The organism is Ignisphaera cupida, assembly GCF_030186535.1.
In the GTDB taxonomy this organism is placed as follows: domain Archaea; phylum Thermoproteota; class Thermoprotei_A; order Sulfolobales; family Ignisphaeraceae; genus Ignisphaera; species Ignisphaera cupida.
This window is the reverse complement of sequence record NZ_JASNVW010000004.1, coordinates 32824-45356: the sequence shown is the minus strand read 5'-3', so window position 1 is coordinate 45356 and position 12533 is coordinate 32824. Positions and strand designations below refer to the sequence as shown.

General features: G+C 33.0%; 12 protein-coding genes and 1 pseudogene. 3 read left to right on the top strand and 10 right to left on the bottom strand.

Going from position 1 to position 12533, the window contains the following annotated elements; genetic code table 11:
• Positions 1-128 precede the first annotated feature (128 nt).
• Complete coding sequence (locus QPL79_RS06885; RefSeq protein ID WP_285274072.1) at positions 129-821, bottom strand: endonuclease III domain-containing protein; 693 nt, start codon at positions 819-821, stop codon at positions 129-131.
• Between the two features lie 155 nt (positions 822-976).
• Between QPL79_RS06885 and QPL79_RS06880 the strand changes: the two genes are divergently transcribed.
• Complete coding sequence (locus QPL79_RS06880; RefSeq protein WP_285274071.1) at positions 977-2074, top strand: glycosyltransferase; 1098 nt, start codon at positions 977-979, stop codon at positions 2072-2074.
• Positions 2075-2076: 2 nt separating this feature from the next.
• Here the strand turns inward: QPL79_RS06880 and QPL79_RS06875 are convergent, their stop codons facing one another.
• Complete coding sequence (locus QPL79_RS06875) at positions 2077-2784, bottom strand: nucleotidyltransferase family protein (RefSeq protein WP_285274070.1); 708 nt, start codon at positions 2782-2784, stop codon at positions 2077-2079.
• A 118-nt stretch (positions 2785-2902) separates the two neighbouring features.
• On the opposite strand from QPL79_RS06875, the gene QPL79_RS06870 reads away from it, so the two are divergent.
• Positions 2903-3199: a C1 domain-containing protein gene (locus tag QPL79_RS06870; protein ID WP_285274069.1), complete on the top strand. Its 297-nt coding sequence runs from the start codon at positions 2903-2905 to the stop codon at positions 3197-3199.
• An 8-nt stretch (positions 3200-3207) separates the two neighbouring features.
• Here QPL79_RS06870 and QPL79_RS06865 read toward each other — a convergent pair whose 3' ends face one another.
• Genes QPL79_RS06865 through QPL79_RS06850 form a run of 4 tightly spaced genes read right to left on the bottom strand, consistent with a single transcriptional unit; the run spans position 3208 to position 7503 of the window.
• On the bottom strand, positions 3208-3888 hold the full coding sequence (locus QPL79_RS06865; protein ID WP_285274068.1) for an ABC transporter ATP-binding protein: 681 nt from the start codon (positions 3886-3888) through the stop codon (positions 3208-3210).
• Positions 3885-4226 (bottom strand): hypothetical protein, encoded by a 342-nt coding sequence (locus tag QPL79_RS06860; RefSeq protein ID WP_285274067.1) that lies wholly within the window; start codon positions 4224-4226, stop codon positions 3885-3887. Before QPL79_RS06860 ends, QPL79_RS06865 begins: the two co-directional genes overlap by 4 nt.
• A gap of 44 nt (positions 4227-4270) precedes the next feature.
• Entirely contained in the window at positions 4271-5866 is a 1596-nt protein-coding gene (locus QPL79_RS06855; RefSeq protein ID WP_285274066.1) for a hypothetical protein, read from the bottom strand.
• Positions 5857-7503, bottom strand: coding sequence for a hypothetical protein (locus tag QPL79_RS06850; RefSeq protein ID WP_285274065.1), 1647 nt, complete (start codon positions 7501-7503; stop codon positions 5857-5859). Before QPL79_RS06850 ends, QPL79_RS06855 begins: the two co-directional genes overlap by 10 nt.
• A gap of 292 nt (positions 7504-7795) precedes the next feature.
• Here QPL79_RS06850 and QPL79_RS09295 point away from each other — a divergent pair.
• Positions 7796-8062, top strand: a pseudogene (locus QPL79_RS09295) (Sjogren's syndrome/scleroderma autoantigen 1 family protein); the annotation flags it as partial.
• A 79-nt stretch (positions 8063-8141) separates the two neighbouring features.
• Here the strand turns inward: QPL79_RS09295 and QPL79_RS06840 are convergent.
• The 4 genes from QPL79_RS06840 to QPL79_RS06825 form a co-directional block, all read right to left on the bottom strand.
• Positions 8142-8600: an aconitase X swivel domain-containing protein gene (locus QPL79_RS06840; RefSeq protein ID WP_285274063.1), complete on the bottom strand. Its 459-nt coding sequence runs from the start codon at positions 8598-8600 to the stop codon at positions 8142-8144.
• On the bottom strand, positions 8582-9754 hold the full coding sequence (locus QPL79_RS06835; protein ID WP_285274062.1) for an aconitase X: 1173 nt from the start codon (positions 9752-9754) through the stop codon (positions 8582-8584). The genes QPL79_RS06840 and QPL79_RS06835 overlap by 19 nt, the downstream gene beginning before the upstream one ends.
• A gap of 5 nt (positions 9755-9759) precedes the next feature.
• Positions 9760-11046, bottom strand: coding sequence for a UbiD family decarboxylase (locus QPL79_RS06830; protein ID WP_285274061.1), 1287 nt, complete (start codon positions 11044-11046; stop codon positions 9760-9762).
• 174 nt (positions 11047-11220) lie between these two features.
• On the bottom strand, positions 11221-12531 hold the full coding sequence (locus QPL79_RS06825) for a Clp1/GlmU family protein (protein ID WP_285274060.1): 1311 nt from the start codon (positions 12529-12531) through the stop codon (positions 11221-11223).
• Between the last annotated feature and the right edge of the window lie 2 nt (positions 12532-12533).

Sequence of the window (12533 nt, the reverse complement as noted above, 5' to 3'; positions counted from 1 at the left end):
CATAATACTTTTTAGAAACAACATATAAAATTGTTTTTATAAACATAGATTAGAGACAAATCCAGAGCAAAATGATGATTTAGCTGAGCTCTGAAGAGTGATGTACCCGGTGTAGCTGAGCTACTCAATCAATACTTGAACAAGTTATAGTACCTACACAAGTCTTTCAATACACATTCACTACATAGAGGCTTCTTAGCTTTGCACACATTTCTTCCATGTTCTATTAACAATATATGTAGCTTCTTCAATGAGTCAACATCATTATTCATCATCTTCATAACCCTTTTTCTCACGTTCTCATAACTTTCATTTTGTGATGCCAAGCCAATTCTAGTTAGAACTCTTCTGATATGAGTATCTATAGGAAAACTTGGTTTGTGTAAAACCATAAGCAAATATACATCAGCTGTTTTTGGTCCCACACCATATATCTGCATTAAAATATTGCGAGCATCATCAATATCCAGCAAAGCCAGTTTTTCAATGATATCTCTATTGTTAATAAACCACTTAGCTAATTCATAAATTGTTTTCACTCTTCTATTAGTAATTCCAGCAACTCTAACAGCATTTGCAATAACATCCATGCTTGTCTTTAACACAGTTTCAGGCTCTATCTTCCCTAAAGCACTTCTTAGATTATTCAATGCCTTTATAGCATTTTTATCACTAGTATTCTGACTTAGTATAATCCCTAGCATTATTTCAAAATGGTTAATAACAATGTTATTAGTCAGTAAATGCAAAACAATAAAGTTATTGATATCTGGTTTGTATCTCGTTTCCAATCTCTTTAAAATATCTATTAAGATGTTCATAATTAATACACTAAATCATCTATTGCATAAACCAAAAATAAGTTTCTCACTAACAATAAATGTCAAATCCTCAGTTTAAAGCTAATCTAAGCAATAACAGTGCAAAGCATATTTACGCAACAGTATTTAATTACATATAGATTGGATGTGATTATATGACAAATCAATTTGTAAATGTATCTATTGTTGTTCCAACTTATAACGAAGTTGAAAATATTAGTCTATTACTTAGTGAAATTTGGAAAAATGTTCCTAAGGATATGGAATTTGAGGTAATTATTGTTGATGATAATAGTCCTGATGGTACATGGAGAAAAGCTGTTGAGCTTTTAAATGATGATGTACTTGTTGTTAGAAGAATTGGGTTTAAAGGACTTTCAACTGCAATTGTAGATGGTGTGGTGTTTTCGGCTAAGGATTATGTGCTTGTAATTGATGCTGATCTGCAACACCCACCTGAATACATTAAAAACATGGTTTTTGAAGCTAGTAGATCTGATGCTGATGTTGTTATAGGCTCAAGATATGTGAAAGGTGGGCATGTTGAGGGTTGGTCAAGAACAAGATTAATAATATCAAAAACAGCTACATTAATTGCGAAACTGTTTCTGCCATCAACAAGAAAAATAGCTGATCCCATGTCGGGATTCTTCATGGTTAAAAGAAAAATCGTTATTGAAAACTTGACCAAGTTGAATCCCTATGGATTCAAAATTCTTCTTGAAATTCTTGAGCGTTGTAATCCACAAAAGGTAATTGAGGTACCTTATGTCTTTAAACCACGAAGATATGGTAAAAGTAAGCTTGGAGCAAAAACTATAATACAATACATATTTCATGTGTTGAAATTAAGTGGTTGGAGACCATTTAAATTTGCTTTAGTTGGGTTAGCAGGGGTTGGCGTTAATCTAGGCATATTGAACTTAATTGGATACTTAACTCCATTGCTTATAAGCAAATACTTTGCAGTTGGAAGTGCAATTGCCATTGAAGCTAGTGTCATATTCAATTTTATACTTCACGAGCTTTGGACATTTAGAGATAGGCGTTTTGGAAATGTTTTTACACGTTTTGCACTATTTCATGTTTCCTCAGCACCTGCTATTCTAATACAGTATCTATCTTCAATATCAATTAAATATGGCTTAGCAATGAATCCTTTTATTGCACAACTAATTGGAATTTTAATAGGGTTTCCATTCAATTATGTGTTCAGCGAGCTTGGTATATGGAAAAGAAAATCTGTTTATTAAAACTAATTATTTCTACAAAAGCTAGGATATTTTTGCTTTAGAAGAGTTTCACATTCTTCAAGATCTTTTATTGTATCTATAGACTTCCATAAAACATCTTTATATACATACCCTTTTAACTTTCCTTCCCTGGCTAGAGCCGGAAAAGCTGTTGTTTCTATATCCCCTTTGTCAGGCAGGTAGTCAAAAATCTGAGGCTTCATTATATAGACACCAGCATTGATTGTGTATTCCAATACTGGTTTCTCAACAAATTCTTTAATATAGCTATTAACTATCTTCACAATTCCATATGGGCTTTTCATGTGAACTAAGGCTATGGCAGCGACCACATTGTTTTCCTTTACCTCATCAACTAATAGCATTGGATTTAAATCTGTAATTATATCACCATTTATGACAAGAAACCATTCCTCATTTCTTAAAACAGATTCAGCATTCTTTATTGCTCCACCTGTACCCAAAGGCTCATCCTCAACAACATATGCAACATTAATTCCATACCTTTTCCCACTACCTATAACCTCAATTACTTTCTCCTTGGCATGACCAATCAACAATATAAAATCTTTGAATCCGAATTTACTTAACCAATAAATATGCCACTCGAGAATAGGTCTCTTACAAATCTCAACAAGAATCTTTGGTCTATCCTCTGTCAATGGTCTTAATCTCTTTCCCAAACCCCCAGCTAATATAGCCACCTTCATTACATTACACCACAAAAACCTATGATAATTTATTAAGCTCTAAAAATAAATCTTTTTCTGATGTGCTTACGCTGGGTTAGCTGAAATAGTGATGAATTCACGGACCGTGTGAATACCCTTGGAAAGAGGCAGTAATAGGTATTGTATCATATGTGGTAAGGAGATAAAGGAAGATGAAAAAAGTGTGAAGTGCAGTATATGTGGTAGTTTAATGCATGAAGATTGTGTTGATAGAGAGATTCTAGAGGATGCTGAAGGAAATGTGATGTGCCCTTATGATGCGGCTTTAGCTGCGTTAGACTGGCTTGACGCCATTGTAACAACCTATCATAATTCGCTAAAGAGTGATAAGAATAAGTTAAATGATGTTGTTGAAAGATTGAAAAACTATTTAGCAATATTGGAAAAAGAGTAATGAGCCATCTAAACCTCTTTTAACATACCATCGAGAAGAACAAATCTTCTATTCGTATATTCCAAAACTCTTGCATCATGAGATACTATAATAATTGTTGTTTGGAAATCTTTGTTTATTCTAATAAAAAGCTCCAACACTTTTTTTGCATTTTCCCAATCTAGGTTAGCTGTTGGCTCATCTGCTAATAAAAGTGAGGGTGTTATTACTAATGCTCTTGCTATTGCAACTCTTTGCTTTTCTCCACCACTTAAAAATTTAACTTTTGTTCTAATCTTGTCTGCTATTCCCATGTACCTTAAAATATCACTAATTATTACTTTCCTCTCCTCCTCAGGAGCTCCTGCAACTAATAAAGGCAATTCAACATTTTCATACACTGTAAAATCATCTATAAGTCCATAGTCTTGTGGAATAAAGCTTACAACACCTGTTCTCAATTCAGCTAAACCATCATCACCCAGCATAGTCAAGTTATAGCCCTCTATCACAACCTCACCACTATCGGGTCTTTCCAAACCAGCCAAAATTTTTAGTAATGTTGTTTTACCTGCACCACTAGGTCCATGAATCCCAGCTATGTCACCTCTATAGAGCAGCATATTAATTCCTTTAAGAATTGCTATTCTTTGACCCATATAATTGTAATATTTCCACAAGTTCCTTACTATAACAACAGGTTCCCTCATAATTTCACCTCTTTAAATACTGATTGAAAGATAATTAATGCTACAGCAACATTAGATGTAATAAAAAATGTTAATGAAATTATTATGTTCATTGCAAAAATGCAATATACTATTAACAATATTACTATTCTCACATTAAAGAATAGCCAAAGAATAAAAGCAATGCTTTTCTTGCGTAGCCCAACAAGATGATAAGCATTAACAAATTGAATAATGTTGCTTCTATCAGATAATGATGTAGCAAGAATTGCTACAGAACTTAGTACTATTGAAATGGTTTTTGAAACTATATCATTATATAGTATGAGATAAAGGGATAATGCTATACTATAAAGCATAATATATTTAAAGCCATTACATGAATAGGAGTATTTAATGCTATTTACTGGGATTTTGTAATGCATTTTATTACTATCCCCTGAACTTTTGATAAAGCCATTGAGGCTAATTTGACATTCTCATGCACACTCATTTCTTCCAAGCTCCAAACATCAACCAATATATTGTAACTCCAAATGCCATTGCTTTTTTCTCCATATATTTCAACAGTAATTATCGATGACAAGCTTTTTTTATACATTAGCTCAACTCTTATTTCAATATTACTAGGTGTAGCTTCTATAGTTTCAAGTTCTGTAAGTAAGAAAAAGTCATCTGCTGAGAAGCTTCTTTCTAATTCTATTCTAAATTCATTTACGTTTAACTCAGTAGGAACGCTTATTGATATTGAAGACTTCACAGAAATTTTTGCTCCTCTTGTTTTTAAACCCATTGATGCTCTAACCATTATCACCATAGTTGATAGTATTGCCGATAGTAGATATGTGACTAATGATATAGCCGATACCCTATTCAATAATACTAAAGCCAATATTGGAGTAAAAAATATGAGAAATGTTATAATCATTACCATTGCTAAAGACGATGATAACATGTTATGAGTTATACCAGATAATGTTAATTTTTGAGAGATTTGATTAATCTTTTCAGCTAACCCTCCTGAAACTGATATTGAAAATATTAACGAGAAAAACAATGAAATACCTATACCTATAATGGTCTTTGAGGATGGGATTAAATTAGGGCTGTACACAATAACTTTATTATTATGCCTTATAGCAACAATTTCAAAATACTTTAATAACTCGTTGATATGCTCCATATACCTACTTGTATTGCTATCTCTTATAAGCAGTATCGTCTTAACATCACACCCACCCTCACATAGATTTTCGAATAGGTTTCTATTATCAGGAAAGATGATAACATTTGTAGACGAAACTAAGATTGGTGAACCTCCTATAATACCTAGTGAATGAAAAAGGTATATGCCTGGCAAAATCTCTACATTAGCAATATTAGAGAGATTAACTTTTCTCAGCTCGAATCTTTGATTTTTTATTGTAATTGTATTGAAATCAACTTCGCTCTTTTCATCGATTATCGCAACATTTCCATGCCTTATCAATTTACACATATAATCAATATCAATTACAGTTGATTTATTTATGTAACATTTTATAAGCAAAGGCAACAAATAGTAGCTCTTATTTTCTTGCTCTATCACCAGTCCATTAAATAATTGAACAATTTTTACAAATCCTTGCGATATTAATGAAATATCTTCATTTATTTCTTCAGTATTATTCACATATCTATTTGAAATTAATAAAACATTGTAAACCTTAGGAATGTGAGAAACATTCATTTCTGTCGATGAATAAAGATATGTCGATGAATATGCTGTAGAAAATGAGATTAAGAGTAACGCAATTATAATTAGTATTGCCTCAGCACTTCTTATTATATTGAAAAAAATGAGCTTTACTATTTTGGTTACAGGTGATACAAATACTGGAATTCTTAGAATATCTTCTTCAACAAGCCCTTTTAAATGTTTTATTAATAGCATTGAAATTATAAATAGAATTACCACTCCTATTAATGCAAAGAATGTTACTTCTAGTGTTATTGCCATGCTATGTTCACACCCATGACAGTAAGCACAATGTTTACAATAAGAGCTAGAGCAGCTCCTAACATAAAGATTATAGAACCTATAATAACTTTTTCATGAAGTGATACACCAAATTTCACTATAATACTTTTTATTACATACGCTAATAATGTTTGTATTCCAATATCAGGAGGTAGTGTAATTCCAACTAGAAATGGAAAGATCAAAATATTAACGAATTTATTTGCAATTAACACTAATATTGCAATTAATGATGCAAGAAATATCACATTCAAAGATTGGCTTGTTAGCTTCCCCTGATACACAGCAGCCATCCACACTACAGTTGGTATCCATCGTGTTAAAGGCATTTGGCTAGAATTGAAGCCATATACACCTACTAACAAGTTTCCATATATGTAAGTTATAAAGCTTCCTACAAATACCCCTAGACAAAAATACTTTAAAATATTAATGAGATTTGCTCTATTAAATCTAGCAAATCTGAATAGGTTCATTGATGTAGATGCTGCTACCTGAGGCATGGGAATACCTGTATATGGATCTAGCATAGCATATAAAGTAACATTGCGTATACCAAATATATACATAATTATAGTTACAAGGGGGAAAAGGGCCTGAGACCCTGTGCCTGATTCTCCTACCACTCTTAGATTACCTATGATTAATATCAAATGAAGAAAGACAACTATTGTTACAACTACCAACAGTATGGCAATGTTAAAACCATGCATAAAGGTTATTGCAAATAATATTGAAAGTACTCCTAAAAATATTATATAGGCTAAACCTGTTGCAAATGCTGTTCTCTCTACATTGAATTTGAAAACTATTGACAAACCCCTTGCCAGTAATGACCAATATCTAATTATATAAAACAATAGAAATATTACAATAAATCCAACATTATAGCTTAGAATAACTGGAGCAACACTAAACAACATATCATCATAACTTTGTGAAGGCAGTAACTGAATACCAAACAGCTTTACAGCCATGGGTATAAACAGTAGATATGTTAGTAAAGAACCTATGGAAAAAGATCTTAATGAGCCTAATGGTAAAAGCATAAGCAATGCAAATAATAAAGGTGAGAAGGACACAGCAAATACTGCACCTGGAAGAAGCATTGAAGTGATAGGTGTATAATCAATGCTTAATCCTGTTGCAAAATATGTCATTTGTAGTGCAAAGCCTAATAGAAGAAATGTTAGGAAAAAGCCTTTACCTATTTTAATATTTTTCAATGTTTGAGTTATCGTCGCTGCTGCTACGGCTATGGGATATTTTAGTCTTTCTTTATCCAGAAAGTGAGTCCTCATTGCATAGGCTATGAAAGCTCCTCCAAGAGATATTACAGCCAAGCTTATATATGTAGGCATTGCCTCAACATCTAAAAATCCATTGTAAGCAAACAAATGTTTAGGCACTATAATGTTAAATCCAAATGGTTTGAGTCTTGAAGAAACATATTTTAGAAAACCAAATGTTATGTACATTCCAGAAGTCAATGTTGTAGTAATGTCAATTCCTATCGCAATTGCTGTAGCTACTACAACATCTGAGATATCATAATTTATTTTCATTAGTCTATCGAAAATAAATAGAATTATTATAGGCACCCATACTATAGACATTTCAGATGTTGTATAGCCGGAGATCGCATAAGAATAACTGTTAATGAAACTTATGAAAGTGCCTACAATAATGCCTATTACTATTGAATACATATTTTTCATTTTATCGCCATTTCTTTTTGTATTATAGGAAGATAATAAAATTAATTATGCCATAAATATTTTACGCAAAAATTATATGCCTTTATGCGTTAAAATACATACAAAGGTGTTTATAGTGAGCAAACAAGTAAAGACAGATAGAGATGAAATAATTAGAAAAGCGTCGGAACTGCTTAGAAGTGGCGCTACTATGCTTGCTGATGTGTGTCCTTTATGTGGTTCACCATTATTTAAGCTTCCCAGTGGTGAAGTTGTTTGCCCTATACATGGAAAGGTTATGCTTGTTAAAAGCGAGGAAGAGGTTTCTGAAGCTGGTGTAATATCCACGCTAATGGAGCTTGAAAAAAGCATTGCCAATAAACTTAGTACATATGTTAATAAATTGAAGAATAACAGCAGTGAGACCGAGTTTGATGATGCTAGAAACATAATAGCTTGGCTAGATGCTCTAGAAAGAATTGAAAAAATAAAAAAATTATTAGGCAAAGGCAAATCAATTGAGCCAAAGCAAGAACAGCGTAGCAGTAAAAGATCTGCTAAAGAATAGCTTTATTTTCAGAATTTGCATTACTACCTTCGTATATGCATAACCTAGCTAGACTATTCCCACATTCTATCATTATCTTTGCTTTATCAGGAATAATTTCATAGAGTTCCCTAGAGATGTTGATAACTCCTATGATGTTACAAAGTATTATTCCACTAATCACAACTGTATCAGGCTCGACCATTAATATGGCCTTAGGTGCTAAGCCTCTTTTACAAAGTGAGTATAATACATAAACTCCAACAGTACTTCCACGAAACCTATTCACAACCAAAATAGAGCCTCCTAGTTTTCTTCCTCGAGCCTCTAGATCCTGAGCAATTATTTCACCATTCTCTTTATTAACATCTCCAAGAAATGATAATGTTCTTAGCTTAATTACCTCACCAAAGACCCTGCCTTCACCAATAGTCACAACATTTTTTAGTTCTACACATTTATTGAACATGGCATAGCACCTGATAGATTGTATAGGTAGTGCAGCGCTTTGCCATGAGGTGTGTATATACTTTCTATCTTCAGCATTTTTAAATTGGAGACAACTGCACATGCTCCTGGCAATACCTCTATATCAATATTGTACATAGCCCTAATTCTTCTAATTACTTCCTTGATCTCTACATCATACCTAATGATGTTGCTAACAGCTGTTACCACTATTTTATTTATTCCATATCTCTTGAATATCTCCATATACTTACTTCTAAATAAAGTCATTATCTCCTCATATGATAAATGGGGGCAGCCAAGCAATAATGTATCACTTTGACATGCAACATCATACTTCAATTCTTTCTCGTCAATAGAGATTTTCTCAATATGGTCATCTCTTTTAAATGTATTTGGAGGTGTTATACTATCTAGAATCGCCATGGAAGAATTCGAGGTTGATGCTATTGATGCTAACATGTTTTTCAAAAAGAGATTTAGCATTGCATTGTTTTCTGCACGATACCTTGCTTTAATGTATGGAATGCCCTTTGTAACTCTCCCTATATACAATCCTAAAAGACTTGCAAAAAGTATTGAATCTATATCAAATTGTATATGTATTTCCTCTGTAGCCACTCTATTTTCAACTCTATGCATACCAGCATCATATGTTTTTCCTATTAGAGCAGACATCAGAGCTGTTATACCACTTTCTCTATTTGTAAAGGCTCCTAACAAAGAATTAGCATATATTACAGCACTTGATTCAGCCCATGCCAAGTGTTCTCCTATTGATGGTCTTCTAATTTCGTATGGTGTACATGTAAAACTACCTGGATCTATTCCTAATTCAATAAGTGTTTTTATTATCTCAATTTGCTTTTTATTTATATTCTCGTCTTTGTATAACGATAGTCCAGCAAGAGAATATGGATTAGCTGTTGTATATACTCTAACCTTTGCACCTCTTTGTTTTAAATCCTTTAAAAACTCCAGCCCATCATCCCCTATATTAAAATAAGACACCCCTGAGATATGAGCATGAGTTATATCTATGAGTCTTTCTGCACCAAGAACCTCACCAACTTTGACTACAACTTCCATGGCTTTCCTCAAAACCTCTCCATACTCACCAGAAAGAATTTTTTCTTCAATTGCATTTAGATACATTATCATCACATAACATTTACATATTTAAACATATTTTTATCTGCAGATAAAGGTATTGTGAGATCAAAACCTAGCTTATCACATATACCACTGGGTGAAGAAGGATCTAATGTGGAGCATCTACTTTTTTCAACAATTACCATACTTTCCCTACCTCTAAACCTAGTTGCTAAAGCCCATATAATCTTATCAATAGAATCCAAATCTATATCATCATCAACAACAATAGCTATTTTTGCACTTGGATGTCCTGAAAAAGCAGCTAGAATAGCATTCTTTGCATCTCCATCAACATTTTTAGTTATGGACAAGGCAATGATAAGCCACGAACCTGAAGCTTCTAACAATCTCACTTTATGTACCTTTGGAACAACACTGCTTACAGTTTGCCAAATCATTGCTTCTCTATAGAAGCTCTGAAGCAACTTATGTTCCTTTCCTGCTGGCAATATTACATTGAAGTACTCATCCGGATTTATGTACATAGCGTCTATGGTTATTAAAGGTTCTTTTCTCCTAGCATCATAAAGATGGAGCAAATCCACAAAAGGCCCTTCATCAACAAACTGTGATATTGAGACTCTACCCTCGAGAACAAGTGCTGCTTGAGAAGGTATTGGAATGCTGTATAGGGGTGTATATGTTACTGTAAAATCATTTAAAATATTGGGAACTAAGTGCATTTCAAAAACTCCAAAAGGTGGAGAAGATGCTGCCATTAATTCAACTGCTGGATGCACACCAACAACAATTGCTACAGGCATTTCCTTACCATTTCTTTTGTACTGATCATAGATATATCTTAGATGACGTGGAACAATTCTTGCAACTACAGTATTTCTTGTTAATAGCATTGTTCTATGAATAGATGCATTGCAAACATCATCAAGACATGCTATGAATATTGCTGATGATAAATATCTGCCACCATCACCTGGATAAAACTTTATAAATGGTATAGAGTTTAAGTTGAAATCCTTCACAACCTGAAAAAGATCGTGAAAACTTTTCTCCTTTGGTTTTACAAGCTTTGTTGTTGCTTCAATGAGCTTTTTGTACGCCTCCTCATCTGACTTAACCCTTAACACTCTTCTATATAACCTACTTCTACTATTCAAAACATTGCCTACACAAATAAATTGCGATGATTTTACCTTGAAAAGCGCCACCTTCTCTTGCTTATCTAATTCAAAAAGAAGTTTTGTGGGCTCTAATTCAAAATCCAATTCCTTTGAAGTATGGTCCTCTAATTCATTTAAATCAAGTTCTCTTATAAAAGATTTTAAAGACATTTACTCATCCTACCTCTTGCTTGGTATTAACTTAGTATTAACTTAGTTAAATATTTCCTTTATTTAAAAATATAAGGCTATGTAACTAGTGCTAAGCTATTATCAAAACTATTCAAATGCATATCAAATTACTTACTTGGTTAAACATATGTTACAAAGCCATAATTATAAAACTCATATAATACATTTCATTACCTTTCCCTTATCAGCATACTCTTCACTTACTATTATTCTACCTATTGAAACTCCTTTAACAACTCCTTCATACTCCGTTAATATGCATATTTCCTTTCTTAATAAATCTATAGATTCTATTATCCCCATACCCACCTCCTCCATATTTTCATTGAGAAGCGCTACTAATGCCCCCTTTGCATGTGATGGTTTAATTATGTAAACATTGTCAGAACCTATCTGCATTCTATCAACTTTTGTATCATCGGATACAGCAACAACCAACAAATCTTCGTATTTACTTGCCATAATAGCCTCAATCCCAAGTTTCATTCTCAGCTGCTCAAGATCATCAGTAATTAAAGTACCGTTGAATAAACATGAATTTAAAATAGCTATGCTATTAATGTTGAAACATCTCTTCTTTGCTTTTTGAAGATATTGCATATAGTTAATTCTTCTAAGTTGGCGTCTATCATCTCTATCTCTTTTTCGCACATGCATAGGACTAGAAACACAATAGACTTTAGGTAAAGAGAATTTTGTGAAAATATTTGAGAGTTGTTCGCAAAGTATCTTATTACCCATTATAACAACTGATGATGGTTTTACACTTCTTATTAACTGTATTTTGAATTCTATCGACATTAAATCTCCAAACCAGCCATCAGTATTAATTATGATTAGCTGAGACCCTTTTTCTTCAGCTATATTTACTAACTCCATTACACTTGTTATGATTCTTGCCATTGCCAAGCTATATGCTGGTGTTATAAATCCTATAAAGCGTATCAAATCGCCTACAAGTTCTCTAAGCCAAATAACTTTTCTATCCATAAACTTCATTGCTATAAATCCTGGTGGAGCTAAATCACATTGACCCACGTCAGCATCAATTAAAACAGTTTTTAAGCCATTCTCTATTCCTAAATTTGATAGGAATGTAGAAAAAGATGTTTTTCCACTTTCTATTGGTCCTAAAACAACAACTCTACCACCTCTACTAACAATCTCCCTAGCTATATTCTCCCACTCATCAATAGGTTCTTCTCCTGGAGATGGCTCTTCCACAGCACCACCTTCACCAATAATAACGCTTAGAGTACTTACATCAACAGCTTTGACAGCATAACTTCTATACTTACTAATCCAAATCTCTTGACCCTTACACAAATCAACTCCAAGAATTCTAATACAACCACTTTCAACATATATTTTAGCAGGTCCTAGAATCCTTATAATCTTTCCTTTTTCTAAAACCAACTTAGCTTGTAGACCTTGTGGCAATGGCACTGAAATTGCTGTATTCAACA

What these genes read in the sequence shown, in the direction of transcription:
- QPL79_RS06860 (WP_285274067.1), bottom strand. Translation starts at nt 4,226, where the DNA reads ATGCTTTATAGTATAGCATTATCCCTTTATCTCATACTATATAATGAT.
- QPL79_RS06865 (WP_285274068.1), bottom strand. Translation starts at nt 3,888, where the DNA reads ATGAGGGAACCTGTTGTTATAGTAAGGAACTTGTGGAAATATTACAAT.
- QPL79_RS06835 (WP_285274062.1), bottom strand. Translation starts at nt 9,754, where the DNA reads ATGTATCTAAATGCAATTGAAGAAAAAATTCTTTCTGGTGAGTATGGA.
- QPL79_RS06855 (WP_285274066.1), bottom strand. Translation starts at nt 5,866, where the DNA reads ATGGCAATAACACTAGAAGTAACATTCTTTGCATTAATAGGAGTGGTA.
- QPL79_RS06850 (WP_285274065.1), bottom strand. Translation starts at nt 7,503, where the DNA reads ATGTCTATAGTATGGGTGCCTATAATAATTCTATTTATTTTCGATAGA.
- QPL79_RS06880 (WP_285274071.1), top strand. Translation starts at nt 977, where the DNA reads ATGACAAATCAATTTGTAAATGTATCTATTGTTGTTCCAACTTATAAC.
- QPL79_RS06840 (WP_285274063.1), bottom strand. Translation starts at nt 8,600, where the DNA reads ATGTTCAATAAATGTGTAGAACTAAAAAATGTTGTGACTATTGGTGAA.
- QPL79_RS06830 (WP_285274061.1), bottom strand. Translation starts at nt 11,046, where the DNA reads ATGTCTTTAAAATCTTTTATAAGAGAACTTGATTTAAATGAATTAGAG.
- QPL79_RS06885 (WP_285274072.1), bottom strand. Translation starts at nt 821, where the DNA reads ATGAACATCTTAATAGATATTTTAAAGAGATTGGAAACGAGATACAAA.
- QPL79_RS06875 (WP_285274070.1), bottom strand. Translation starts at nt 2,784, where the DNA reads ATGAAGGTGGCTATATTAGCTGGGGGTTTGGGAAAGAGATTAAGACCA.